Source organism: Kribbella sp. NPDC003557 (assembly GCF_040610805.1).
GTDB lineage: Bacteria > Actinomycetota > Actinomycetes > Propionibacteriales > Kribbellaceae > Kribbella.
In genome coordinates this window covers 164,083-190,320 of the sequence record NZ_JBEXMY010000007.1, presented here as the reverse complement: position 1 = coordinate 190,320, position 26,238 = coordinate 164,083, and the positions used below count along the sequence as shown (strand labels likewise).

At 70.4% G+C, this 26,238-nt stretch carries 21 protein-coding genes; 8 read left to right on the top strand and 13 right to left on the bottom strand.

Going from position 1 to position 26,238, the window contains the following annotated elements; translation table 11 throughout:
* Positions 1–53 precede the first annotated feature (53 nt).
* Positions 54–794, top strand: a complete 741-nt coding sequence (locus tag ABZW60_RS29140; RefSeq protein WP_355482154.1) for a hypothetical protein — start codon at positions 54–56, stop codon at positions 792–794.
* Complete coding sequence (locus tag ABZW60_RS29135) at positions 794–1,249, top strand: hypothetical protein (RefSeq protein WP_355482152.1); 456 nt, start codon at positions 794–796, stop codon at positions 1,247–1,249. Before ABZW60_RS29140 ends, ABZW60_RS29135 begins: the two co-directional genes overlap by 1 nt.
* Before the next feature lie 7 nt (positions 1,250–1,256).
* Here ABZW60_RS29135 and ccsB read toward each other — a convergent pair whose 3' ends face one another.
* Genes ccsB through hemL form a run of 6 tightly spaced genes read right to left on the bottom strand, consistent with a single transcriptional unit; the run spans position 1,257 to position 7,113 of the window.
* A complete protein-coding gene (gene ccsB / locus ABZW60_RS29130) occupies positions 1,257–2,234 on the bottom strand; it encodes a c-type cytochrome biogenesis protein CcsB (RefSeq protein ID WP_355482150.1) in 978 nt (325 codons plus the stop codon).
* A complete protein-coding gene (locus ABZW60_RS29125) occupies positions 2,231–3,814 on the bottom strand; it encodes a cytochrome c biogenesis protein ResB (protein ID WP_355482148.1) in 1,584 nt (527 codons plus the stop codon). The genes ccsB and ABZW60_RS29125 overlap by 4 nt, the downstream gene beginning before the upstream one ends.
* 1 nt (position 3,815) lies before the next feature.
* Positions 3,816–4,559 carry a cytochrome c biogenesis protein CcdA gene (locus ABZW60_RS29120; protein ID WP_355482146.1) on the bottom strand — a complete coding sequence of 248 codons (744 nt, stop codon included), beginning with the start codon at positions 4,557–4,559 and terminating at the stop codon, positions 3,816–3,818.
* A gap of 4 nt (positions 4,560–4,563) precedes the next feature.
* Positions 4,564–5,127 (bottom strand): TlpA disulfide reductase family protein, encoded by a 564-nt coding sequence (locus tag ABZW60_RS29115; RefSeq protein WP_355482144.1) that lies wholly within the window; start codon positions 5,125–5,127, stop codon positions 4,564–4,566.
* Positions 5,127–5,750 (bottom strand): histidine phosphatase family protein, encoded by a 624-nt coding sequence (locus tag ABZW60_RS29110; protein ID WP_355482995.1) that lies wholly within the window; start codon positions 5,748–5,750, stop codon positions 5,127–5,129. Before ABZW60_RS29110 ends, ABZW60_RS29115 begins: the two co-directional genes overlap by 1 nt.
* 37 nt (positions 5,751–5,787) lie before the next feature.
* Positions 5,788–7,113: a glutamate-1-semialdehyde 2,1-aminomutase gene (gene hemL / locus ABZW60_RS29105; protein ID WP_355482143.1), complete on the bottom strand. Its 1,326-nt coding sequence runs from the start codon at positions 7,111–7,113 to the stop codon at positions 5,788–5,790.
* 264 nt (positions 7,114–7,377) lie between these two features.
* Between hemL and ABZW60_RS29100 the strand changes: the two genes are divergently transcribed.
* The gene (locus ABZW60_RS29100; RefSeq protein WP_355482141.1) at positions 7,378–8,742 is read left to right on the top strand and encodes a lytic murein transglycosylase; all 1,365 of its coding nucleotides are present in this window, start codon (positions 7,378–7,380) and stop codon (positions 8,740–8,742) included.
* Between the two features lie 102 nt (positions 8,743–8,844).
* On the opposite strand, the gene ABZW60_RS29095 is transcribed toward ABZW60_RS29100, so the two are convergent.
* From ABZW60_RS29095 to ABZW60_RS29085, 3 genes are all read right to left on the bottom strand, one after another.
* The gene (locus tag ABZW60_RS29095) at positions 8,845–12,480 is read right to left on the bottom strand and encodes a S8 family serine peptidase (protein WP_355482139.1); all 3,636 of its coding nucleotides are present in this window, start codon (positions 12,478–12,480) and stop codon (positions 8,845–8,847) included.
* Between the two features lie 130 nt (positions 12,481–12,610).
* Positions 12,611–13,573, bottom strand: coding sequence for an LLM class F420-dependent oxidoreductase (locus ABZW60_RS29090; protein WP_355482137.1), 963 nt, complete (start codon positions 13,571–13,573; stop codon positions 12,611–12,613).
* A gap of 87 nt (positions 13,574–13,660) precedes the next feature.
* Complete coding sequence (locus ABZW60_RS29085; RefSeq protein ID WP_355482135.1) at positions 13,661–15,487, bottom strand: S8 family serine peptidase; 1,827 nt, start codon at positions 15,485–15,487, stop codon at positions 13,661–13,663.
* Positions 15,488–15,820: 333 nt separating this feature from the next.
* Between ABZW60_RS29085 and ABZW60_RS29080 the strand changes: the two genes are divergently transcribed.
* Together ABZW60_RS29080 and ABZW60_RS29075 are read left to right on the top strand one after the other, a co-directional pair.
* Entirely contained in the window at positions 15,821–16,252 is a 432-nt protein-coding gene (locus tag ABZW60_RS29080; protein ID WP_355482133.1) for a hypothetical protein, read from the top strand.
* A 106-nt stretch (positions 16,253–16,358) separates the two neighbouring features.
* Entirely contained in the window at positions 16,359–19,493 is a 3,135-nt protein-coding gene (locus ABZW60_RS29075) for a glycoside hydrolase family 3 N-terminal domain-containing protein (protein WP_355482131.1), read from the top strand.
* 118 nt (positions 19,494–19,611) lie between these two features.
* Here ABZW60_RS29075 and ABZW60_RS29070 read toward each other — a convergent pair whose 3' ends face one another.
* The 3 genes from ABZW60_RS29070 to ABZW60_RS29060 form a co-directional block, all read right to left on the bottom strand.
* Complete coding sequence (locus tag ABZW60_RS29070) at positions 19,612–20,253, bottom strand: hypothetical protein (protein WP_355482129.1); 642 nt, start codon at positions 20,251–20,253, stop codon at positions 19,612–19,614.
* Between the two features lie 87 nt (positions 20,254–20,340).
* Positions 20,341–21,258 (bottom strand): AraC family transcriptional regulator, encoded by a 918-nt coding sequence (locus tag ABZW60_RS29065; RefSeq protein WP_355482127.1) that lies wholly within the window; start codon positions 21,256–21,258, stop codon positions 20,341–20,343.
* Positions 21,259–21,262: 4 nt separating this feature from the next.
* Entirely contained in the window at positions 21,263–21,862 is a 600-nt protein-coding gene (locus ABZW60_RS29060; protein WP_355482124.1) for a cysteine hydrolase family protein, read from the bottom strand.
* Between the two features lie 179 nt (positions 21,863–22,041).
* On the opposite strand from ABZW60_RS29060, the gene ABZW60_RS29055 reads away from it, so the two are divergent.
* Entirely contained in the window at positions 22,042–23,286 is a 1,245-nt protein-coding gene (locus ABZW60_RS29055; protein ID WP_355482122.1) for an aldose epimerase family protein, read from the top strand.
* Positions 23,287–23,326: 40 nt separating this feature from the next.
* On the opposite strand, the gene ABZW60_RS29050 is transcribed toward ABZW60_RS29055, so the two are convergent.
* Positions 23,327–24,247 (bottom strand): helix-turn-helix domain-containing protein, encoded by a 921-nt coding sequence (locus tag ABZW60_RS29050; protein WP_355482120.1) that lies wholly within the window; start codon positions 24,245–24,247, stop codon positions 23,327–23,329.
* Positions 24,248–24,319: 72 nt separating this feature from the next.
* On the opposite strand from ABZW60_RS29050, the gene ABZW60_RS29045 reads away from it, so the two are divergent.
* Together ABZW60_RS29045 and ABZW60_RS29040 are read left to right on the top strand one after the other, a co-directional pair.
* A complete protein-coding gene (locus ABZW60_RS29045; RefSeq protein ID WP_355482119.1) occupies positions 24,320–24,910 on the top strand; it encodes a DJ-1/PfpI family protein in 591 nt (196 codons plus the stop codon).
* Between the two features lie 104 nt (positions 24,911–25,014).
* Positions 25,015–26,217 (top strand): cytochrome P450, encoded by a 1,203-nt coding sequence (locus tag ABZW60_RS29040; RefSeq protein ID WP_355482117.1) that lies wholly within the window; start codon positions 25,015–25,017, stop codon positions 26,215–26,217.
* Positions 26,218–26,238: the final 21 nt, after the last annotated feature.

Genomic DNA, 26,238 nt, shown 5'->3' with positions numbered 1-26,238 from the left:
CACCTCGATTACAATCCGAGATCGGAGGACTACAAATCGTGAACGGGGTGGGCATGATGCGTCTTGCCGTCGTCGTCGGCGCTCTCGCGCTGGCAGTGGTTCCGGTTCCGGCCGCAGCAGTCCCGGCAGGTGACCCGGTGTACGAGTACGCGGTGGCTCACCCACTTGACCTCGCCGGTCTCGACCGGGTCTCCAGGCAACACACCGGAGCAGGTATCGAGGTGCAACTGAACGGCATCGCCCAGCCGGTGACCGGCACGGAGGCGCAACTGATCCTCGACCGGCGCTGGGCGGCGCGGAAGGCCGGCAAGAACCCGGCGGACAACCTCAGCGTCGGTTTCGTCTGGGTCGGCACCGTCGCCCGCGGGATCTGGGACTTCCGGGACGGATTCGTCGGTGGCGTGCGGCCCGAGGACCTGTCGAGCGTGCAACTGTCGCTCGGCTGCACCCGGATCAAGCAGACGATCACCCGCACCTACGACTACACCAACGAGCAGACTCCGAATGCGGCGTACCTGTACCACGGCGGCCTGGGCACCAACGCGCCGATCAGCGCCGTGAAGGACGCGACCTCCGGCCACAAGATGGTCACCGACCACGGCGTGACCGACGTGATCCTCACCCGGCCCAGGGGCTGCTCCAAGCACGGCCACGGAGCGCAGTACACCTACGAGCACAACCAGGGCCAGTCCGGCTTCAGCGCCTCGGCGGGGTGGGGCTTCCTCAGCGTCAGCTACAGCGGCAGCGGGGTCCACTTCCAGAAGGGCACCGACCCCTCCTACAAGACCTTCTGATGCTGGGCGTCTCGGCAACACTCGCCCTGGTCGGCACACTGCTGACGCCGTCGGCCTCCGACTGGATCACCGAGTGCCAGTACGGCACCTATCAGAACAGGGCGAGCAACCGCCTGACCTCCGGACGGCTCGAGACCGGGCTGTGCAGTTACTCGACCACGGCTGTCGCGCAGGTGAACATCCGCTACCACAAGGAGCGCGGGAATCCTGTCACGCTGCGCTTCGCCTGGGAGTTCGTGAACAAGCAGGGCACCGTCCTGACCGGTACTCGTCACGACCTGGGGAAGTTCAGGCAGGCTGCCGGGCAGACCAAGTACTACGCCTGGAAGTACCCGTTCCCCGGGACCAAGCGGCCGGCTCCCCCGCTCGTGTGTGGGCGTGGAGTGATGGTGCAGTACGACGATGCCAGCGGGAGCGTCGTCGGGCGCTTTCAGACGGGTGTGATCTGCTGGTAGCCCCGGCTCAGAGACCGGAGTAGGCGTGGAAGCCGGACAGCAGCAGGTTGACGCCGACGAAGTTGAAGAGGAAGACGAACCACCCGGCGATCGCCACCCAGGCAGCCCGGCGTCCGCGCCAGCCGGCCGTCGCGCGGGCATGCAGGTACGCCGCGTAGACCACCCAGGTCACCAGCGACCAGACCTCCTTCGGATCCCAGCCCCAGGCGCGACCCCAGGCGTAGTACGCCCAGATCGGCCCGGCGACGAGGACGCCGAAGGTCCAGATCGGGAACGAGAAGGCGTGCACCTTGTAGGCGACCGCGTCGATCGACTCCGACGACGGGACCCGGCGCAGCGCGGCCGGCATCGGCTTGCCGTCCACCGCCCGGGCCTCGGCCCGCGACTTGATCAGGAACAGCACGGAGGCCAGCCCACCCAGCGTGAACCCGCCACCGGCGATCGCGGCGGCGGACACGTGGATCACCAGCCAGTACGAGTGCAGCGCCGGCAGCAGATCGCCGGCCGGGACGTAGAAGGCCAGTACCGCGATGCCCAGGGCAGCGGTGATGACGAAGGTGACCCCGAGGCCGAGCCACTGCAGCCGCTGGCGCTTGAGCAGGGCGAGATACACGATGCCCACCGCCAGCGACGCCGTGATGGAGAACTCGTACATGTTGCCCCACGGCACCCGCCCGGCGGCCAGACCGCGGGTCAGCACGCCGCCCGCGTGCAACGCGAACGCGAGCACCGTCAGCAGGATCCCGATCCGGCCGGCCTGCTCACCCCGCAGCGACGACTCTTCCTCGTCCCCGGCGGCGTCCGCCGGGGCATCCGGAACCTCTCCGCCGTCGGCGGCGACCAGCACCTTCGCCTCGGCGTCCTTCTTCACCACCCGCAGGCCGCTCGCCCATTCCACCGTGTGCGCGAGCATCGCGAGCCCGTAGATGATCGTCGCGGTCGGGATCAGCAGATTCGACAGCGATGCCAAAGTGGACGGGTTCATACCTGCTCCTGCTTCTTCAGGCTCTTCACGATCGCGCCGATCTCGTCACCGAGTCCACGCTCCAGTCCCCGGTCGAGACCGGCGACCTCGACAACGGTACGCCCGTCCTCGTCGCGGACCCGGACCCAGGTCCGGCGGGGGTGCACGAACAGCGAGCCCATCAGGCCGAGGATCGCCAGCAGGATGCCGCCCAGCGCCAGGTTCCTGCCGGGCGTGTCGCTGATCTGCAGCTTGACCCAGCGGCTGTAGCCGTCGAACGTGATCGACCCGGCCTTGTCGGGGAGCTGGACGCTCTGCCCGGGCGCGAGCTGGAACCGCCACTTGTCACCGTTCTGGGTGAACTGCGTCAGCTTCGTCTTGTCCAGTTGGTACACCGACTCCGGTTTCCCGGTCTCCGGCTGCGGCCGCCCGTAGTACCCGGTCATCACCAGCGCCGGGTTCAGGTCGTCGGGGAACACCGACACCGGCCCCTGCTGGCCGATGACGGCCGTGGGCAGGAAGTAGCCCTCGAACCCGAGGGTCGCCGGTCGCGCGTCCGGTGCCTTGATCACGCCGAACGACGAGAAGTTGGCGTCCTGCGGCAGGAACGGCGCCGGACCGGAGAACGCCACATTGCCCTGCCCGTCGCGGACCGTGACGCGCGGCGCGTACCCGTGACCCAGCAGGAAGACGTCGCTGCCGTCCACCCGGAGCGGGTGGTTCACCTGGAGCAGGTACGGCTTCTCGGGCGCGTCCGGTGTCTCCTGGTACGTGAGCTGGGCCTTGAACTCGCGCGCCGCACCCTTTTGCGGGCCGTCCTCCTGGAACTTCGCCTCGAAGTCCTTGACGGTCAGCGAGAACGGCGGCAGGTCGTCGTCGCCGCTGAACGCGCGGCCCGGCGTGAAGTCGTCGTACTGCGCGACGGAGTTGGAGAAACCGTTGCCCACAACAACCAGCACGGTGCCGCGGTAGCCGAACAGCGATCCCCAGGCGACCCCGACCAGCGCCAGGATCAGCGAGAAGTGGAAGAGCAGGTTGCCGGCCTCGCGCAGGTATCCGCGTTCCGCGCCGACCGCGCCGTCGTACGCCTCGACACGGAACCGGCGTTTCCGGAGCTCGCGGGTCGCGACCTCGAGGACGTCGCCGGCCTCGGAGACCTCGAAGCGCTCGTACCCGGGCAGGCGGTTCAGGTTCCGCGGCGGCTTCGGCGGCCGGGCCCGCAAGCCCTTCAGGTACACCGACAGCCGCGGGACGACGCAACCGATCAGCGAGATGAACAGCAGCAGGTAGATCGCCGAGAACCACGCCGACTTGTAGACGTCGAACAGCCCGAGCTTGTCGTACAGCGGGCCGAGCTTCGGGTGCGCGGTGAGGAAGTCCGACACCTTGATCGGGTCGATCGGCGTCTGCGGGATCAGCGATCCCGGCACCGCGCCGAGCGCCAGCAGGAACAGCAGCACCAGCGCGGTCTTCATCGACGTCAGCTGCCGCCACATCCAGCGCAGCCAGCCGACCAGGCCGAGCGCGGGCGGGGTGCCGGGGTCGTCGGGACCGGACGCGGCCGCGATGCGGTCCTTCACCCCTTGCTCCACTTCGGTCATGTCAAACCGCCGATCCGAAGTTGGCGACCCACTGCCGCAGGTCCGCGGTCATCGCATCCCACACTCCCGTCAGCAGCAGCAGTCCCACCGCGATCATCAGTACACCGCCGATCCGGATCACCAGCAGCTGGTGCTTGCGGACCCAGGCGACCGCGGCCAGCATCCGCCGGAACGCCAGCGCCGCCACGATGAACGGGATCCCCAGCCCGAGGCTGAACACCAGCGCGAGCGCCGCGCCACGCCCGGTGCTGCCCTCGGTCGTGGCCAGCGTCATCACCGTCCCGAGCGTCGGCCCGATGCACGGCGTCCACCCGAAGCCGAACAGTACGCCGAGCAGCGGCGCCGCGGCGATCCCGACCGCCGGCACCCGGTGCACCCGCAGATCCTTCTGCAGGAACCCGAACCCGCCGAGGAAGACCAGCCCCAGGACGACGGTCAGCGCGCCGAGCACCTTCGTGATCGTCGTCTGGTGATCGATCAGCAGGTCACCCGCGGTCCCGAACACCACGCCGGTGAGGATGAACACGGCGGAGAAGCCGGCCACGAACAGCGCCGTCCCGGCGAGCATCCGGCCGCGCTTGTCCGAGCCGAGCTCGGCCGCGGACAGGCCGGTGACGTACGAGAGGTAGCCGGGCAGCAGCGGAACGACACACGGCGAGAAGAACGAGATCGCACCGGCCAGCACCGCGATCGGCAGCGCGACCAGCATCGAACCCGTCATCGAGTCGGCGAACCACTGTCCCATCAGCTCAACCGGCGTCCTTCACCATTCCGAGCAGCGTCTGCTTGGTGACCTCACCCACGACGCGGCCCGCGACCTTGCCGCTCTTGTCGATGACCAAGGTGGTCGGGATCGCCGCCGGCGAGATCTGCCCGCGGAAGCGCAGCAACGCCTTGGCGTTCGGGTCGTAGATGCTCGGGAACGGTACGCCGAACTCCTGGACGAACTTCTTCGCCTGAGCCTTGTCCAGGTCGCGAGTGTTCAGCCCGATGAACTGCACCGACGGTCCCAGCTCCTTGGAAGCTGCGACCAGGTCGGGGGCTTCCTTGCGGCAAGGCGGGCACCACGAGCCCCACACGTTCAGCACGACGACCTTGCCGACCTGGTCCGCCAACGTCCAGGTCTTGCCGTCCAGCGTCTGGCCGGTGAGCGCCGGTGCGGGTTGGCGGTCCGCGGCGGCGAAGACCGACACGTTGCCGTTGCCGCTGACGAACCCGGCCTGGCCCTGACGGTTCTGCGACGCCTGCTGGCCCGAGGAGCAGGCTGTCACAGCCAGCATCAGGCCGGCGATCAGCACCACGACGCGACGCATCAGGCTCCTCCGACGAACTTCTTCGGGTTCTTCACCGGCAGCAGGTCCTTGGCGGGCTCGGAGTAGCCGACCGAGACGATCTCCTCGCCGTGGAACGTGAACGAGGTCAGGCTGGCCAGGCTGCACTGCCGCTTGCGCGGGTCGTGCAGCATCCGGCGGCCCTCGATCGCGGACCGGACGATCCAGATCGGCAGCTGGTGGGACACGATCAGCGCCTCGTGGCCGGCAGCCTTCTGCCGGGCGGTCTCGATCGCGTCCCGCATCCGCCGGACGAGCTGGTTGTACGGCTCGCCCCAGGACGGCTTCCACGGGTTCCGCAGCAGCCACCAGGCGCTCGGCCGGCGCAGCGCGCCGTCACCGACGCCGAACTTCTTGCCCTCGAACAGGTTCGCCGCCTCGATCACCCGCTCGTCGATGTCCGGCGTGATCCCGAACACCTCGGCGATCGGCCGCATCGTCTCCTGGGCCCGCTCCAGCGGCGAGCTGACCAGGTGCACGATGTCGCGGCCCTTGACGTGCTCGGCCACCCGGTCGGCCATCGCCCGGCCGAGCTCGGACAGGTGGAAGTCGGGGATCCGGCCGTAGAGCACGCCGGTCGGGTTGTGCACCTCGCCGTGACGCATCAGGTGCACGACCGTCGTTTCGGTCACCGCTGTCCCTTCAGTTCTGTACGGCGGCTGCCGCGCGGGCTGCCGGCGCCAAGGCGGACTCGAGCTCCGCCAGCGCGTCGTCGTCGATCGCCGCGCTGACGAACCAGGCCTCGAACGCGCTCGGTGGCAGGTAGACACCGGCGTCCAGCATGGCATGGAAGAACGCCGTGAACCGGGGCAGCACCTGGGCGTTGGCCCCGGCGAAGTCCCGGATCTCGGCAGGTCCCTCCGAGGACTCCACGAAGAAGACGCTGAAGAGGTTCCCGGCCGCCGAGATGACGTGCGGCACACCTTCCTTGTCCAGCGCGGTCGACACCAGGCGCTGGATGGTCAGCGAGGTCTCGTCGAGCTTGGCGTACACCTCGTCGGTGGCCAGCCGCAGCGTGGTCAGGCCGGCGGTGGTGGCGATCGGGTTCCCGGACAGCGTGCCGGCCTGATAGACCGAACCCTCCGGCGCGAGGTGCGCCATCACGTCGGCCCGCCCGCCGAATGCAGCGGCCGGGAAACCGCCGCCCATCACCTTTCCGAACGTCATCAGGTCCGGCCGCACGCCGTCGACGCCGTACCAGCCCGAGCGGGTGATCCGGAAGCCGGTCATGACCTCGTCGGAAATGAAGAGCGCACCGTTTTCCTGGCAGATCCGCGCGAGGAAGGCGTTGAAGTTGTCGCGCGGCGGAACGACGCCCATGTTGCCCGGCGACGCCTCGGTGATCACCGCGGCGATCTGGTCGCCGTACTCGGAAAACGCTGCACTGACGGCCGCCTGGTCGTTGTACGGCAGCACGATGGTGTCGGCCGTGGTCGCCTCGGTGACGCCCGGCGTCCCGGGGATGCCCAGCGTCAGGACGCCGGAACCGGCCTGGGCCAGCAGCGCGTCGACATGTCCGTGGTAGCAGCCGGCGAACTTCACGATCTTGGCGCGCCCGGTGAACCCGCGGGCCAGCCGGAGCGCGGACATCGTCGCCTCGGTCCCGGACGACACCAGCCGGACCTTGTCGACCGGCGTCCGCGCGACGATCTCCTCACCGAGCAGGACCTCGGTCTCGGTCGGCGTCCCGTACGACGTGCCGCGGCCGACGGCGGCCTGGACGGCGGCGATCACCTCGGGATGCGCGTGGCCGAGCAGCAGCGGTCCCCAGGAGGAGACCAGGTCGAGGTAGCGGTTGCCGTCGACGTCGGTCATGTGACATCCGTCACCGGACGCCATGAAACGCGGCACGCCGCCGACGGCGCGGAACGCGCGGACGGGAGAGTTGACCCCGCCGGGTGTCACGGCGGAGGCCCTGTCGAAGAGCGCGGCGGACTGTTCTGTGTGGTCGGGCCCAAGGTCACTCACCGGGCCATTCTCCCCGACCGGGCGAGCGGCCAGGCGGGCAGGGCAGGGCCAATTCCTGGTACCGATCGTTCCCCGGGGGTTCACAGGCGCTTTGTTACGCGCCAGTATGGGTACCCGGTGACCGCACGTACACGGTCTGCGTCCGACGCGTAACCCACGCAACGGGGCGGACGTTAGACCTATTACGACGGCAACCGGTAAGACACAAAGACTGTCCGCAGCGTGGGGCCGGGCCGGTCGATGAGTCACGGAGGGGACCAATCGATGGCGAAGGGCAAGCGCCGCGCCACGGGTAGCGGGTGGCGTCAGGTGGCGCCGCTGATCCCGCTGGCGCTGTTCGCGAGCGCGTTCACCGTCAGCGCCACGGACGACCCGGCGATCGCGACCGCGTCGCTGGAGAACGGTCTGTCCGGGGGCAACCCGGTCGTCGTGCCGAAGCAGCCGATCTCGGAGCCGGCCAACGTGCCGGTGCCGGGTGTGGTCGGCCACGGCGTCGACCCCGGCGAGCAACCGACCCAGGTGGTCTCGGGCCTGTCCCGCAACGGCATCCCGAACGCCGCGCTGAAGGCGTACTCGCGGGCCCAGCAGGTGCTGGCCCAGGCGGACCCGTCGTGCCACCTGCCGTGGACGCTGGTGGCCGCGATCGGCCGGGTCGAGTCCAACCACGGCCGCTTCGGCGGCAACGCGCTGAACTCCCAGGGCGTCGCGGTCCCGGGCATCTACGGCCCGCGGCTGGACGGTTCGTCCGGCACCGCCCGGATCTCCGACTCCGACGCGGGCTCGTTCGACGGTGACGGCGCGTTCGACCGCGCGGTCGGCCCGATGCAGTTCATCCCCGGCACCTGGCGGGCGATGGGCGTGGACGGCGACGGCGACGGCGTACGGAACCCGCAGGACATCGACGACGCGGCGATGTCGACCGGGGTGTACCTGTGCTCCGGCAAGACCGACCTGGCCGACGCGAGCGACCTGAACGCGGCGATCCTGCGCTACAACCACTCCCAGCAGTACGTCGACCTGGTGATCAGCATCGCGAAGGCGTACGCGGGCGGCAGCTGGATCGCGGTCGGCAACGGCACCGCGGGCGACGACGTGGACGAGGCCGGCGACCAGATCGGCGACGAGAAGATCGACGCGCCGTCCGACAAGGACCTGCCCGAGGCGATCGACATCCCGACGCCGACGGCCACCCCGACCCCGACGCTGACCGACGAGCGCGGTGGCACCCGCGAGACGGTCCGCCCGACCTCCGAGCCGACCGCGACGCCGAGCAGCCGGCCGACCGCGACGCCGACGACGTCGAAGCCGTCCCCCTCGAAGCCGACCACGGTCAAGCCGACCGTTCCGACCACGACGACCACGAAGCCGGGGCTCACCAGCCTCACCACGGCCGTCGGCGTGATCGTCGGCACGGTGGGCAGCACGCTGCAGGAGCTGCAGAAGGCCACGACGTACTGCCAGACCGAGATGGCGAAGGTGACGATCACCAAGCCGACCCAGGAGCAGCTGCAGAAGTGCGTGACCGCCTACCAGACCGGCGGCGCGAAGGCTGTCGACCAGGTCATCCGCGGTCTCCTGTCCGCCCTTGGACTGCTGGGCATCCTGGGCGGAGGCATTCTCGGCAGCTGAACCACACTGGACCGGCGCGCCTGCCCCACCCCTCCCTAGGCGCGCCCCTGGCGACGCCACGGAGCAATCCCCCCGCTTCGTGGCGTCGCCTTTTTTGAACGTTCAGCTCACCCAGGCGCGGTCGATCGTCTGGGTGATGCTGTTGCCGATCAGGTCCGTCGCGGTCACCCGGAGACTCGGGTAGGCGCCGGCCGGGACCTGGGCCCGCACGGTGCCGATCCCGCGCAGCGCCAGCTTCGTCCAGGTCTTCCCGTCGTACGAGATCTCGGCCGTGGTCCGGAAGACCCCCAGGCCGCGCACACCGGGCTGGTAGCGCGGCGTGAGCTCGAGCCACCCGTTGGTGTGCCGGTAGTCGACCTGGACGAGCGGCAGGACCGCGCGGCTCTTCGACGGCGCCGACACGAAGTGCCACCGGGTGTGCGTCGACGTGGACGTCTTCGCCCAGCTGTTCGGCCCACGCTTCTGGTCCAGCGTCAGGTCGTACCAGGCGGCCTTGGCCGGGACCGTGAACTGCGCGACCGACCAGTTCTTGCTGCCGAGTTCGACGCCGTTGCTGCTCAGCTTCATGCTCGTCACGTCGCCGCGGTCGCCCCAGCCGAACACGGTCCGGTCGCCGCTCACGTACTGCGGGATCGCGATCCGCAACGCGTTCTCGAACCGCGCCGGCGGCCAGCCCTGCGCCTCGTCACCCGGCGCGTCCGACAGCCCCGGTACGGCGGGCCGCGTCAACGACTCCCACCAGCCGCGCGCGACCTGCTCGCCCGGCCGGTAGGTCCGCGTGATCGTCGACTCGAAGCCGCTCTCGTTCCACTCACCCGCGGAGGTGGCCTCGTCCCAGGTGACGCCCTTCTGATCCGTCACGAGGTAGTCGGTCCGCTGCACCGCACCGGCGATCAGCCGCGACGCGCTCAGGCCGGTCGCGATCCCCGGCAGGTGGGCGATCCGCTGGTCCCGGTGCAGCCAGAACGCGTCGTTGCGCCGGAAGTCGGTCGTCACGACGGCCGGACGCAGCTTCGCGACGTCGTACGTCAGCGCGCCCTTCACGACCGACGGCGCGATCGCGACGTCGTACCGGTAGGTGCTGTCGAGCAGGCCGTTCAGCTGCACGGACTGCGGGCCCTTCGCCAGCTCGCCGAGCAGCTGGTTGCCCTGGTCGGAGCGCAACAGGTAGAGCGGAACGCCCTGATCGCTGGCGGTCGACCAGAAGCCGGGGGCTTCGTTGTAGAGGAACACCACCTTGGCGCCGGCGTCCTTCGCGGCCTTGACCTGCGCCGTCGTCGCGCTGAAGCCGCCCCACCGGATCAGCACGGCGGCGTCCTTGGCGCCGGTCAGCTCGGCCGGGGTGCCGTCGCCGCCGTTGTAGAGCGGGAGTTTCGCGTTCCCGACGTACACGGTCCGCTGCGATCCCTCGCGGAACGTGGACAGCCGGACGCCGTTCACGTCGACGGTCAGCTTCGGTTGCGCGAGGTCCCAGCGCTGCACGACCTGGAAGGTGCCGTTGGCAACCTTTCCGAAGTCCTGCACGTAGACACCGTCGGCGACCGTCCCGTTGTACGCCCAGCCGGAGACGGCGTCGCGGTCACCGACCTTGCGGTGCCAGGCGATCCCGATGCTCTGCGCGTCGGCCGGTCGCGGCGTCCTGATCGTGACCTTGTGCGCGGTCCGGGCGTCGAAGGTGAACGTCCGGTCCCGGTCGATCCACTCGTCCGGATCGCCGAGCAGCGTGATCGAGTTCGCCCAGTCCGCCTCGTCGCCGCCGACCGCGTAGGCCATCACGCTGTACCGCCCGGTCGGCACGTCGAGGGTGCGGCTGCCGGTCTCGTCGAACGCGATCGCGCTGACGTCGCCGGTGTCCTGGTTCCACAGCTGGACGCCGCTCGCGCCGGCCTTGGTGGTGGCGGGCTGCCCGTCGCGGCCGATGGCCTTCACGGTCACCTGGTTCAGCCGTCCGCCGGCCGCGAAGCCGAGGCCGGTCCGGTACGCCGTGGAGCCGACGCGGGCCGTCAGGGCGCCGGCGTACTTGGCCGGCTGGGTCTTCGCCAGGTCGAGCGTGACGGTCGCGGACGCCGTACCACCGGCGGGGATGGTCAACCGGGCTGGGCTCGCCGTCAGCCCGGCCTCCACCCCCGCCGGAGACTGTGCCTCGACCGACAGGGTCAGGGTGACCGGGCGGCTCGAGTTGTTGCGGTAGGCGACCTTTCGGGTGACCGGCGCGGGAGCGGTCGTCCCGGTCCAGGACAGGTCACCGAAGAACAGGTTGGCGGTGTCAGGCAGGACCTTGGGGTCGAGGGCGTTCGGGATGTCGACGCGGCCGAGGCCTTGCTGGTCGGTGCGGGCGCCCGCGGACGGGACGGCCGTCGAGGCCAGCGCGGCCTTCAGCTGCGGGCCGGTCCAGTCCGGGTGCCGCTGCGCGAGGATCGCCGCGGCGCCGGCGACGTGCGGCGTCGCCATCGACGTACCGCTCATCGCCGTGTAGTACTGGCCGAGGACGTGGCCCTGCTCGGTGCCGGCGGCACGGGCGGCCGCGATCTCCACGCCCGGAGCGGTCACCTCGGGCTTGAGTGCGCCGTCACCGAGCCGCGGGCCGCGGCTGGAGAAGCTCGCCAGGCTGTCGTCGCGATCGACCGCGCCGACGGTCAGCGCCTCCGACGCCGTCCCCGGCGAACCGACGGTTTCCTCGGCGCCGGAGTTGCCGGCCGCGATCACGAACAGCGCCCCGCTCGACTTCGACAGCCGGTCGACGGCCTCGCTCATCGGGTCGGTGCCGTCCGACGGCCAGCCGCCGAGGCTCATGCTGACGACCTTCGCGCCCTGCTGGACGGCCCACTCCATCCCGGCGATCGCCTCGGAATCGTACCCGCCGCCGCTGTTGTCGAGCACCTTGCCGATCAGCAGCTCCGCGCCCGGCGCGACACCCTTGCGGACGCCGGCGGACGCCGTACCGAGGCCGGCGACGATCGAGGCGGTGTGGGTGCCGTGGCCGTGCAGGTCCTGGACGGCCTCGTCGGGGACGAAGCTCTCCGACGCGACGACCTGCTTGGCGAGGTCTGGGTGGCCGGCGTCATACCCGGTGTCGAGGACCGCGACCTTCACGCCGCGGCCGTCGTACCCCTGCTTCCAGGCGGTGGGGGCGCCGATCTGCTGCGTGGACCGGTCGAGGGTGGCGTGGGTGCGGCCGTCGAGCCAGATCTTGGTCACCTGGCTGCTCTTGAACGTCGTTGGCCCGCTGATGCCGTCCCAGAACGTCTTCGCGTCGGCCTTCCGTACGGTGACCGCGCTGCTCCCGACGCTGGGCAGCGTACGGCGGAGCGTGGCCGCCGTACCGCGCATCGTCGCGGAGCCCGTGATCAGCAGCGGCAACTCGTCGCTGCTGGCGTCGTCGTACCCCTGCGCCGCCAGCTCGGTCAGGTTGAACAGGCGCTTGTCGAGCCGGCCCGCGGTGAGCAGCGGGTATGCGTCGGCCGGGACCAGGGTCAGTTCCCCGTCGAAGGTGCCGAAGTAGTACGGCTCGTCGCCGAGCAGGCGGGCCGAGACCTGGCCGTTCGAGCTCTTGGTGAGCTCGGCGACGTCGCCGGTGACCAGGGTGATCCGCTGGCTGCCCGCACCGGGCGTCGCCTGGGCGCCCGGTGCGGACCCGGTGGGTGGACCGGCTGGTGGAGCGGCATTCGCCGTGGTGGTCGTCAGCAGCAGGGAACCGGCGACCACCGCGGCGAGCAGGCCGGCCGCGGACCGGGACATTCGAGACATCACAGGGGGAAACCTCCCGACGCCCCGACCCACGCGAGGCCGTCAAGAAGTGACCTTGGCAGTTGCCTTCAGCCCCGGTCCACCGTTACCCCTGACCTACATCCGCCATGACCGGTTCCGGTCAGGCGAACCGCTTCGCGACCTGCTCGACCCGCTCCAGCAGGTCCAGGTCGTAGGCGACGCCGGGGACGTAGAAGATCACGTAGTCGGCGCCGGCCTCGAGGACCGCCTCGACCTTGTCGGCGATCTCGTCCTCGGTGGCGATGAAGTTGTCCCGGTCGAACTTCTCCCGGTTCATCGGGCCGAGCGCCTTCTCGGTCGCCTTCTGCGGGTCGTCACCCTTGTCGATCGGGAACACGTTGAAGTTCGTCGACTTGATGATCTCGTCGTAGTCGCGGCCGACCTTCTGGCAGTGCCCGCGGAGGATGTCGGCCTTCTCCTTGAAGGTCTCCGGGTTGCCGCCGCCGATGTTCGCGGCGTCGGCGTACTGCGCGACCAGCTTCAGCGTCACCTTCGGGCCGCCGCCGCCGATCCAGAAGCTCGGGTGCGGCTTGCGGACACCCTTCGGCTCGTTGATCGGGGCATCGATCGAGTAGTACTTGCCGTTGTAGACCGGCTTGTCCTCGGTCCACATCTTGTAGATGATCTCGGTCGCCTCGCGGAACGCGGCCATCCGCTGCGGGATGTCGGTCCACTCGTAGCCGTAGGCCTTCCACTCGTGCTCGTACCAGCCCGCGCCGATCCCGGCGTACAGGCGGCCGTGGCTGGCGACGTCGACGGTGGACGCGATCTTCGCGTAGAGCGAGGGGTTGCGGTACCCGTTGCAGCCGACCATCTGGCCGATGTTCACCCGCTTGGTGTCGCGGGCCAGCGCCGCGGTCGCGCTCCAGCACTCGAAGGTGGTGTTGTCACTCGGCTCCGGCACCGTGTGGAAGTGGTCGAACAGCCAGATCGAGTCCCAGGACTGCTCGTCGGCACGCTGGGCGACGGCCGTCATCGCCTCCCACTGCTCGATCGGGTCGGCGATCCCGGCCAGGTCCATCTTCCAGCCCTGCGGTACGAAGACCCCGAAACGTGTAGTCATGCCGCCATCCTTTCCGGGGATGGCGGCATCGGTCCATGACTACGAGTACTGAATTCGTTCTCAATCGGACCACTACAGCTTCTGAATTCAGCGCGCGCTCAGCACCCCCGCGCCGAACTCGGCGCCGCTGCGGTGCTTCGCCCTGGCCGCGAGGATCACGTTCAAGGCCACCGGGGAGAGCTTGCCGCCGAACTCCTGCCTGGTCAGGGCCGCGACGCCCGCCGCGGTGGGCGCGCTCGCCGACGTACCGAAGAAGCGGCAGGCGCCCTGCACGGTGGTCGGGCAGGTGCCGGAACCGAAGCCGCCCGCGCCGCTGACGGAGACGCCGTCCGACGCCACCCAGTACGGCGCCGGGAACGTCCTGGCCCCCGGGCCCGCGACGCCGCGGCACGGACCGGGCTTACCGCCCGGGCACCGCGTCGTGGTCAGGATCTGCGTCGGGCCCGCCGCGCTGTACGCCTCGACCGGGGTGGTGGCCGGGTCGACCGACACGCTGGCGTTGACGGCGCCGGCGCTGGTGGCGAAGCCCAGGTAGTTCGAGTCCGGGTTCATCGAACCGGCGCGCTCCGGCGGGTCGATCGTCTGGACGCCGGCCGAGAGTGCCCGCCAACGCAGGTCGAGGACCGGCGGCCGGACGGCGGACGACGTGCCCTGGACGTCGACGACCAGCTTGACGGGCTGCGCCACACCGGTCGTGTTCTCGTAGATGAACTGCTCGATGGTGTCACCGACCCCGTTCGCCTGGACGCCGGTGCTGGACGCGAGACACGTCGTACCGGCGGCGTCCATCAGGTACAGGTTCAGGTCGGTGAAGCCGCCCTGCCCCGCGGTCGGGTAGACGGCCCGTGGCTCGCTCCACTGCAGCGTCGGCATGACGGCCGCACCGGGCAGCAGGTTCAGGTTGTACGTCGTGTCGGCGCCGCGCAGCTGGACGACGTTGTCGGGTGCGTTCGGGCATCCGGTGAAGGGGCCGGTGGCGCCGTCCGGCCCGCTGCCGGTACCGATCGCCTGCACCCGCGGCGCGTGCCGGTTGCCGAGGTTGCCGGCCGACGAGCTGACCCAGATGCCGTGCCGGGCGAGGCTCTCCGCCGTCGCCGCGCCGATGCCCTGCTGGAACGCGGGCTCGTCGTCGAGCGCGATGTCCTCGGCGATCATCGTGACGCCGGCGGCGGCCAGCGTGTGGAACGCCTCGACGTACTGCGCGGTGGTGTCCTGCGTGCTGGCGTAGGCGAGCTTCGCGCCCGGCGCCAGGTCGTGGATGATCTCGAGCATCGCGGTGCCCTCGTCGTCCTCGTACGACGCCGCCTGCTGCAGCACCTGGACGTCGGCCGGCAGCTCGCCCTGCGCGATCGAGTCGGCGATGTGGTCGACGTCGCCGGAGATCGCGCCGACCTTCTGCCCGCGTCCGGTCAGGCCGCGCGCCTGGGCGAGGTCGGCCTTGTGCAGCGTGACGCCCTCGGCGGTGATCGGCCCGACGTCGACGGCCGGCCGCAGCGACGGCCGCAGCGCGGTCACCCAGCCGAGCGCGGCGACGGCGTCGAGCTTGTCGTACGGCACCTCCGCGGCGACCAGCCCGGTGCTGGGCATGTCGACGCCCGGGACGTCCTTGAAGTCCGCCGAGTTCTTCAGCACCGATACGCCCAGGGAGGTCAGGTCGGCCCGCTGCTGCGCGGTGACCGGCTGAGCGGCATAGACCTGTACGCCGAGGCGCTCGCCGCCGTCGGCGCTCAGCGCGCGGGCCTTCACGCCGGTCTGCTTCGCCGCGGCGGCCTTGGCGGCGTCCCGTAGCAACGACGGGACCTTCGCCGACGCACCGGGGTTCTGGGACGGCCCTGCGGAAGCTGGTGTCGCGATCGCGACCACCGCCATCGGGACGATCAGTACCACGCTGCTCAGGACATAACGGAGCTTCATCGATTCCTCCCCCACTCGACGCCGGGCACAACAGTCACCCACCGACGAACCACCTGTCCAGACCTCGCGTCGTACCCGGTCGAAGGAGGCAGGATCATCGACACCACGAAGTTCGACCATCTGTTCGCCCTCGCCGCCCCGCTGATCAGTGCCGGGACACACCAGCGCGACGAGGTCCCGCGCGACGGCGGCCGCTGGCCGGTCAGCGTCGTCCTCCGCCCCGCACCGGGCTGCGAGCTCGCCCACACCCTCGACGCACTGACCCGCGAGGCGGCCGAGCTCGCAGGTCCTGGCCACTGGCAGACCGGGCAGCTCGGATCGGCCCACCTGACCGTGCGGGCCCTGGAACCACGCCGCGAGGTGATCCCGCCCGACGATCCGGCCGTCACCCGCTACCGCTCCGCCGTCCGCCGCGCGACAGCCCGCAGTTCGTGGCCGATCGGCTTCCGCGTCGCCGGCCTGACCCTCACACCCGGCACGGTCATGGCCTGCGCCGAGCCCGTTGACCCCGCCGCCGACGCCTTCAGCGACCACCTCACGGACGAACTGGGCCCCGACACCTGGTTCGAGCCCGAGCGCCGCGACATCTGGTACCTCAACCTCCTGCACTTCACCGACGACATCGCCCACCCCGAAGACCTGATCACCTGGACCAAGTCCCACCGCACCACCCCGTTCGGCGCCACCACCGTCCCCGCTCCCGAGCTGGTCCGCTCCGACCTCGACCCGCGATCGCGCCCCCACATGCGCCCAACCCTGCTGTGAGAGCGCTCTAGTTCCGGAACCGGTGAGCTCTTGACCGCGGAGGGTGGGTGTTTGAGAGTCGGGGCCGGACGTGGGCGTCGGGTCCGGGTTCCGGGAGGGAGCGGCCATGCGTGGGTGGCGGCGGGGTGCTGTGGTTGTGGCGGCGGCATTGGTGGCGGGGATGTTGCCGCTGGAGGCGGTGGCCGATGATCCGGCTCCGGTGACGCTGGCGGCGTTCGAGGGCGGGGAGCCGTTCGCGTCGCCGCCGAACGCGGGGATCTTCACCTGGGGCAGCGACGCGGACGACCCGCCGACGCTGGAGTTGCAGGCCCGCGCGGACGCGCCGGCCGGCGAGAAGGTCCTGCACGGGACCTACGACATCAGCGGCTGGGGCGGGTTCAGCCACGACGTGACGTACGACGTGAACCCGGGCGACTGGTCGCCGTACAAGGGGATCCGTTTCTGGTGGTACGGGCAGAACACCGCCCCGCTGCCGCCCGGCTCAGGGAAGCGGATCTACTTCGAGATCAAGGACGGCGGCGCGAACGCCGAGGCGTCGGAGCTGTGGAACACCAGCTTCACCGACGACTGGCAGGGCTGGCACCAGGTCGAGATCCCGTTCAGCGAGCTCGTGTACCGCGGCGACTACCAGCCCGTCGGCGGGATCGACCACGTGCTGAACCTGAACCGGATGTGGGGCTACGCGTTCACGATGCCGGCCGGCTCGCCGGGTGAGTTCGCGATCGACCAGGTCGAGGTCTACGGCAAGGCCGACCCGGCGCTGAAGAACAGCATCGTCACCGACGCCGACGTGTACCCGGTGAAGGAGGGTGGGACCGCGCAGGTGAAGGTCACGGTCGCCACCACCGGCGGCACGCCGCTCGAGGAGCCGGTCACCGTCGACTACCGGACCGGAGCCGGGACCGCCGGCGCCGACGACTACACGCCGGTGTCCGGAACGCTCACGTTCCCGGCCGGAACAGTTTCCGGAACATCGCAGAACGTTTCCGTGACGACCCGGAAAGACGGTTCCGCGGAAGTTGCGGAAACCGTTCCGCTCGAGCTCACGGTGACCGGCGCCAAGGCCCCGCAGACCCAGCCCGTCGTGGTGATCGACGCCCACGACCTGCCGTACCTGGACCGGAAACTCCCGATCCGCAAGCGCGTCGACGACCTGCTCGCCCGGATGACGGTCGCGGAAAAGGTCGGCCAGATGACCCAGGCCGAGCGGAACGCGCTCCGGTCCCGTTCCGACATTGCGTCCTACGCGCTCGGCTCGCTGCTGTCCGGCGGCGGCTCGGTGCCGACGCCGAACACGCCGGCCGCCTGGGCCGCGATGATCGACACCTTCCAGCGGAACGCGCAGGCCACCCGCCTGCAGATCCCGTTGATCTACGGCGTCGACGCCGTGCACGGGCACAACAACGTGGTCGGGGCGACGATCCTCCCGCACAACATCGCGATCGGCGCCACCCGCGACCCGGACCTGGCCCGGCGGACCGGTGAGGTCACCGCGACCGAGGTCCGCGCCACCGGCATCCCGTGGGACTTCGCGCCGTGCGTGTGCGTGGTCCGTGACGACCGCTGGGGCCGCGCCTACGAGGGGTACGGCGAGGACCCGGCCCTGGTGCGGTCGATGGCGACCGTCGTCACCGGCCTGCAGGGCAAGGCCGACGGCAGCCAGCTCGCCCGCAACAACCACGTGCTCGCCACCGCGAAGCACTTCGTCGGCGACGGCGGTACGACGTACGGCAGCTCGACGACGGGCTCGTACAAGATCGACCAGGGCATCACCCAGGTCACCCGGCAGCAGCTGGAGACGATCCACCTCGCACCGTTCCGGACTGCCGTGGGCCTCGGCGTCGGCACCGTGATGCCGTCGTACTCGAGCCTGTCGGTCGACGGCGCCGCACCCGTCAAGATGCACGGCAACGGCGAGCTGATCAACGGCGTACTGAAGCAGCGGATGGGCTTCGACGGGTTCGTGATCAGCGACTGGCAGGCGATCGACCAGCTCCCCGGCGACTACGCGAGCGACATCCGGACGTCGATCAACGCCGGTCTGGACATGATCATGGTGCCGACGAACTACCAGGGCTTCACCCAGGGCCTGACCGCCGAGATCGACGCCGGCCGGATCCCGATGCCGCGGATCGACGACGCGGTCCGCCGGATCCTGACCGAGAAGTTCAAGCTCGGCCTGTTCGAGCACCCGTACGCCGACACGACCAACGCCGTCTCGGTCGGCTCGGCCGCCCACCGCGCGGTCGGGCGCGAAGCCGCGGCGAAGTCCCAGGTGCTGCTGAAGAACGACGGCGACCTGCTGCCGTTGAAGGCGGGCCAGAAGCTGTACGTCGCCGGCAGCAACGCGAACGACCTCGGCAACCAGATGGGCGGCTGGAGCATCAGCTGGCAGGGCGGATCGGGCGCGACGACCACCGGGACGACGATCCTCGACGGGATCAAGCAGGTGGTCCCGGACGCGACCTTCAGCGCGGACGCGTCGGCGCCGCTCGATGGCCACGACGTCGGCGTCGTCGTGGTCGGCGAACGCCCGTACGCCGAAGGGATCGGCGACGTCGGCAACGGCCACGACCTGCTGCTCTCGGCCGCCGACAAGGCGGCGGTCGACAAGGTCTGCGGCGCGATGAAGTGTGTCGTACTGATCGTGTCCGGCCGGCCGCAGGTCATCGCCGACCAGCTCGGCCGGATCAACGCACTGGTCGCGTCCTGGCTGCCCGGGACCGAAGGTGCCGGTGTCGCGGACGTGTTGTTCGGCAAGGTGCCGTTCAGCGGCCGGCTGCCGGTCAGCTGGCCGCGCACCGAGGACCAGCAGCCGCTGAACGTCGGCGACGCGTCCTACGACCCGCAATACCCGTTCGGCTGGGGCCTGACCACGCAAGCTGCGGCCCGGCAGGCGTTGACCGAGGCGCGCGACAGCCTGCTGCGCACGCACGATCCGTACGCCGTGGCCGCCGCGGCGACGGCGAGCGTCGCGCTCGGGATCCGTGACTGGTCGGGGCCGCAGGCAACTATCGCGCTGGCCGCGGCGGCCCGGTCCGTCGCGTTCCTGGAGCGGACGAAGGCGGACACCTTCGCCGAGGACGACGCGGTCGTCGGCGTGGCCCGCTGGATCGCGCAGAACCACATCGGCCAGAACCTGACCGAGCCGGCGTCGAAGCTCGTCTCCGACGCCGACCACGCGCTCCTCAGCGGCCAACTGAGCATGGCGGTCGCCAAGCTGACAGCGGTGACCAGGTAAGACCAGTGATGGCCGGGGCGGTGACCCCTCATCCGCCCCGGCCATCACACCCCACGCACGAGACCCACCGCCCTGGATCCCCCGGGCCTCGCGCCCCCGCGCCGTTCCCCGCGGAGCGTCAGCGGGTGAGCTTCGCCGCCGCCTGGCGGGCGAGCTTGTCGAAGTTCGGGGCGGGCATCCCCGGCCCCATCTCGCTGAACGCCAGCACGGAGACGTTGCGCCCCTTCAGCGTCACGGCGTACGGGAACCCGCCCGCCTCGCTGCCCGGGTCGTTCGGCTTCGGGTAGTCGTACCAGCGGATCACCTGCGTGAGGTCACCCGAGGCACCCTTCACGACCCGGTTCTCGGTGATCTTCCGCGCGTGCGTCGGCGCCGGCTTGCTGTACGTGCAGGTCTTCAGCGTCGCGATGATCGAGTTGTACGCCGCCCGCGCGCTCGCCGCGTTCGCGTACTGGCTGACGTACTGCGCGCCGTAGGAGTCCATGTCGTTGCTGAACCCGCGCGCCATCCGCGCCGCGACCCGCTTGCCCTCGGTCGAGGCCGGGCCGCAGTAGGTCCGCGGCAGGATTCCCCGGTCCACCTGGCGGACCCACGCCGCCCGGGCGTCCGCCTTCTTCACCTCGCCGATCGTCAGCATCTGCGACCGGCTCAGCGCGGTCACCGACGTCGTCCCGGCGTCCGCCCCCTGCGTCGCCAGCGCCGTGAGTCCCACGGCCAGCACTCCCGTCGCCACCCCGGTCGCGACCACACCCCGGCGCATGCCCCCAGCAACTAACCTCATGTTCCGTCCCCTCGTCGGTTGGTTGTCGGGGTAGACGTTGCGGCCGCGGGAAAAGTTGGTTCCGGTCTAGACGGAAGTCCGGCCGCGGAGCCGGCGCAGCATCCGGGCGTCCTCGAAGCCGACGGCCCGGGCCGCGGACTCGACGGTGGCGCCGTGGCCGATGAGGTGTTCGGCCCGCTCCAGCCGGAGGAGCTGCTGGTAGCGGAGCGGGGTGAGGCCGGTGGAGGCGCTGAAGATACGGGTCAGCGTGCGCTCGCTGACCCCGACCTGCCCGGCGAGATCGGCCAGCGGGAGCCGGTCGGCGTACCGGACGTCGATGACGTCCTGCACGCGGTGCGCCAGGTCGCTGAGATGGTCCCGGTGCCGCAGCATCACGGACTCCTGCAGTTCGTCGCCGTTGCGCCGGGCGTAGACGACCATCTGGCGCGCGACCCGGGCGGCCGCCTCGGCGCCCCGGCTGACCGCGACCAGGTGCAGTGCCAGGTCGATACCGCTGGCGATCCCGGCCGAGGTGATGACGCGGTCGTCCTCGACGTACAGCACGTCGCGCACGATCGTCGCCCGCGGGTAGCGGGCGGCCAGTTCGTCGGTCAGGTCGTGGTGGGTGGTGAACCGGCGCCCGTCGAGGAGGCCGGCCCAGCCGAGCGCGTCGGCGCCGGAGCAGACGCTCGCCACCGTCCCGCCGCTCGCGTGGTGCGCCCGCAGCCGCTGCCGGAACCCGGGCCCGATCGGCGGCTCCGGCGACAGCCGCGGCGACCGCCATCCCGGGACCACGACCAGGTCGCCCGGACCGAGCTCCGGCCACACCGACGAGGTCCGCAACGGCACGCCCTGGGCGGTCGCGATCTCGTCGGATTCGGCCACGTACGACACCTCGTACCCGTACCCGAGGTCGTTCGCGGTGGTGAACACCTGCGCCGGGCCCGCCAGATCGAGCAGGTGCAGCCTCGGCACCAGCACGAAGACCACCCGAGTAGGACGCATCCGGTCAGGATGCCACAGGTACGCCGGTGAGCTCGTCGAGGGTCCGGATGGTGGCGAACCGGCCGGCCAGGACGTACTCGGTGCGCTCGACGACCTGCTCCGCGGTCAGCGTCCGCGGATCGGCGAGGATCTCCTCGACGGTCGCCTCGTCGCGGATCGAGGGGTGCGCCAGCGCCATCGTCGCGGTCGCCCCGGAGACGAACACGACGTCGTACCCGAGGTCGGACCCGACCCGCGCGGTGGTCTCGCAGCACTGCTCGGTCCGGATGCCGCAGACAACGATCTCGCCGACGCCGTGCTGGGTCAGCAGCTGCTGCAGATTCGTGGTGGTGAAGGCGTTGTGCGACGTCTTGGTGAGCATCGGCTCCCCCGGCAGCGGTTCGAGTCCGTCGATCAGCCGGACGTGCCCGTTCGCCGGGTCGAACGCGCCGCCGGTGGCCGGTTCGGTGTGCAGCACCCAGACGACCAGGTCGCCGGCGTCCCGGGCCGCGCGGACCAGGCGGTCCACCCGCTCGGCGATGTCGGGGTGGTTCACCAGCTGCCAGTTCGGGCGGACCCGGAACGATTCCTGGACGTCGATCACGATCAGTGCGGTTCGGCTCATGACCCCAGGATCACCCGCGGACGGCGGACCGCTGAAGGCTCGATCGGGGCCGGGACCGGAACGATCCGGTCAGCGCGGAGAGATCGGACGAATTCACACCCTTCCGAACTGTTCCAAACACTCCGCTGGCGTGCTTATCGTGCCCGGGACTGGTCTCTACAACGATTGAGGGGATTGCGATGCCCGATCACCTGCCCCGCCGTCAGGTCCTGCGGACCGCCGGCGCCCTGGGCCTCGGTGCCGCCGCCGCGGGCGCACTCACCAGCACCGCAGACGCGACGTCAAGCCCTGGCACCCGAACCGGTTCGGCCACTGGTACGCCGGATAGATTGACCGGCATGCGCGGACACCACGGCAAGCTCGAGATCACAAAGGCCGAGTTCGGCACCACCCCGGACGGTCAGCGGGTGGACGTGTACACGTTCACCAATGGCCGGGTGACGATCTCGATGCTCACCTGGGGCGCGACCATCCAGCGGGTCGAGACGCCGGACCGCCGCGGCCGGACCACGAACATCAGCCTCGGCTTCGACAACCTGCCCGACTACGCGAACCTCAGCCCGTACTTCGGCGCCACCATCGGCCGGTACGGCAACCGGATCGCGAAGGGCCGGTTCACGCTCGACGGGACGACGTACCAGATCCCGGTCAACAACGGCGAGAACGCGCTGCACGGCGGCACGCTCGGCTTCGACAAGAAGGTCTGGAAGGCCAAGGTCGTGCAGAGCGACAAGGCCGTCGGCGTGGCCTTCACCTACGTCAGCCCGGACGGCGAGATGGGCTTTCCCGGTGAGCTCACCAGCACCGTCACGTACACGCTGGACACGCGCGACAACCTGCGGATCGACTACCACGCGACGGTGGCCGGCAAGCCGACGATCGTGAACCTGACCAATCACGTGTACTTCAACCTGCTCGGCGAGGGCAACGGCACCATCTACGACCACGTGCTGGAGCTGAACGCGCCGAAGTACACGCCGGTCGACGCGACGCTGATCCCGACCGGCGAGATCGCCCCGGTCGCCGGGACGCCGTTCGACTTCAGCCGGCCGACCGCGATCGGCAAGCGGCTGCGCGGCGACCACCAGCAGCTGATCTTCGGCCGCGGCTACGACCACAACTTCGTCCTCGGCGGCGAGCCGGACGAGGACGGGCTGCGGCTCGCGGGCCGCTTCTGGGAGCCCGAGCACGGCCGCACGATCGAGGTGCTCACCGACCAGCCCGGTGTCCAGTTCTACAGCGGGAACTTCCTCGACGGCACGTTCCTCGGCATCGGCAACAAGGCCTACCGGCAGGGCGACGCGTTCGCGTTCGAGACCCAGCACTTCCCGGACTCGCCGAACCACGCGAACTTCCCGTCCACGGTCCTGCGCCCCGGCGAGACCTACAAGTCCACCACCATCTACTCCTTCGGCACCAAGTAGCCCGAGGAGCCCGAGCAGCCCCGGGTACCGCCGTACCGGCTCAGGACCTGAAGGTACGGCGGTACGCCGTCGGCGTCGTCCCGAACGCCTTCGTGAAGTGCTGGCGCAGCAACACCGCCGTCGTGAAACCGGCGGCGGTCGCGACCTGCCCGACGGACAGGCCGCTGGTCTCGAGCAGCTCCTGCGCCCGGGACAACCGCTGGCGGATCAGCCACTGCAGCGGCGTCGTACCGGTCTGTGCGCGGAACTGCCGGCTCAGGGTGCGCGGGCTCATCGACGCCTGCGCCGCGATCGCCGCGAGCGTCAGCGGCTCGTCCAGGTGATCGCGCATCCAGCGCATCACCGGCTCCAGCGAATCGTTGCCGGAGACAACAGGCGCCGCGAGGAACTGCGCCTGCCCGCCGTCGCGGTGCGGCGCCATCACCAGTCGCCGCGCGACCTGGGCCGCGACCGCCGACCCGTGATCGCGGCGGACCAGGTGCAGGCAGAGGTCGAGCCCCGCGGTCACACCGGCCGACGTCAGCACGTCGCCGTCGTCCAGGTACAGCGCGTCGGTCACCACCTCGACGTCAGGAAAACGTTTCGCCAGGTTTCCGGCATGGGCCCAGTGGGTGGCGGCCCGGCGGCCGTCCAGGACACCGGCCGCGGCGAGCAGGAACGCGCCGGTGCAGATGGACGCGATCCGGATCCCGCGCCGGTGCACCTCACGCATCAGCCCGACCGCCTCGTCCGACGCGTCGAAGGCACCGGTGACGATCACCGTGTCGGCAGCCAGTGCCGCCGTCAGCGGGTACGGCGCCCGGACCGTGAAGAGCTGCTGGTCGTGTGCCATCAGCGTCACGCCGGGCTCGGCGCAGACGCGGACGTCGTACCGGCCCTCGGCCGCGGCGAAGACCTGGCAGGCGCCGGCCACCTCGAGGCCGATCGCGCCTTCCAGCGCCAGGACCGCCACGGTGTGCATGGCGCGAATCTAGCTGATGATGTCTTTCCGGCCACTCACTCCGTCGCGTGCGGGGCGGCGAGACTGCCTCTCATGCGGATCGACGTACTGATGTTCGAGGGCGTGGCCGAGGTCGACGCGCTGGCGACGTACGCGACGTTCGCCAACGCGCAACGGCGCGGGCTGGCGGTCGATCCGCGGCTGGTGACCGCCGACGGCGCCACCGAGGTGACCGGGTGCTACGGGACGCGGTTCAGCGGCCTGGAGGGGTGGTCGCCGGAAACCGCCCGGGTGCTCGCGGTTTCCGGCGGCTGGATCCTCGAGGAGATCGACCGCGGCGTGATCCCGGCACAGCTGGCCGCGGCCAAACGCGCCGGCGGCGACCGGTTGATCCTCGCCGGGATCGACTCCGGGACGCTGCTGCTCGGTGCCGCCGGCCTGCTCGCAGGACGCCCCGCGACCACCCACCGCGCCGACTACGAGCGGCTGACACCGTGGGCCGAGGTCGTCGACGCCCGGATCGTCGACGACGGCGACCTGGTCACCTGCGGCACCGGCTGGTTCGCCGGCGTCGACCTCGCCTGCCACCTCCTGGTCCGCGAACTCGACGCCGCCCCGGACGTCGTCGCCCTCGAACAATGGATCGGCCGCGACCGCCAGGGCACCGTCTGGCAGCGCGCCTGAGCCGTCGCCCCCAAGCCGTCCGCACCGTGTTCCCGCGTACGCCTTGCCTCCTCGACGCGCCGGAACCAGAAGCAAGGGTTACCTAAGTTGCCTAGGGTCGGGGTATGACTGAGCCGGTCTTGCAGATTCCGTTCGAGGACGCGTTTCGGTTCGATCCGTCGCCGACGTTCGCCGAGTTGCGGGAGAACCGCCCGGTGGCACGGGTGCGGACGCTGGCCGGCGCCGAGGTCTGGCTGGTCACCCGGTACGACGACGTGAAACTGGTGCTCGCCGATCCGCGGTTCTCGCGGGCCGCGGTGGTGAAGCAGGGAGCGCCCCGGGTCGCGCTGGCCAAGCCGATGCCGAACAGCCTGACCACCACCGACCCGCCGGAGCACAGCCGGCTGCGACGGTTGGTGGTACCAACGTTCGCGCACCGCAAGATCGAGCAGACCCGGCCATGGGTCGCGGAGCTGTCGGCGCGGCTGGCCGAGGACGTGGCGCGGGCCGGCGACGGCGCCGACATCCGCGAGCTGGTCGCGCTGCCGTTGCCGATCCAGGTGATCTGCCAGCTGCTCGGCGTACCGTACGCGGACCGCGCGCAGTTCCGGGAGTGGACCGAGCTCGGGTACAGCATGAAGATGGCCGAGAAGGACCTGGTCGAGGACGCGATGACCAGCCTCACGGCGTACATCGAGGACCTCGTCGGCAAGAAACTCGCGAACACCGAGCAGCCCGCCGAGGACCTGCTCGACGAGCTCGTCCGCGCCCGCGAGGAGGGCGACCGGCTCAGCCAGGACGAGCTGATCGCGTTCGGCGTGAACCTGCTCGTCGCGGGTCACGAGACGTCGGCGAACCAGATCTCCAGCTGTGTGGCCACCCTGCTGCGCTGGCCGGAGAACTGGTCGCGCCTGGTCGAAGAGCCCGAGCTGATCCCGTCCGCGATCGAGGAGCTGCTGCGGTTCAACCGGTTCAGCGAGGTCGGTCAGCTCCGGGTCGCGATCGAGGACGTCGAGCTGCACGGCGTACGGATCAAGGCCGGCGAAGGCGTGATGGCCGCACTCAACTCGGCGAACCGGGACCCGCGGGCGTACGACGCACCCGACGACCTGCGGATCGACCGGCCGGACAACAAACACCTGTCGTTCGGCTTCGGGCCGCATTTCTGCCTCGGGGCGCAACTGGCCCGGATCGAACTGCAGGAGTCGCTGGCGGCGCTCGTCCGGCGGTTCCCGCGGATGGGCCTCGCGAAGCCGGCCGAAGAGCTCGAGTGGCGGCGCGTGCTGGTCAGCGGTCTCGCGGAACTGCCGGTGAACCTCAACCTGTGAGGTCCACCGGCAGTCCGTGGT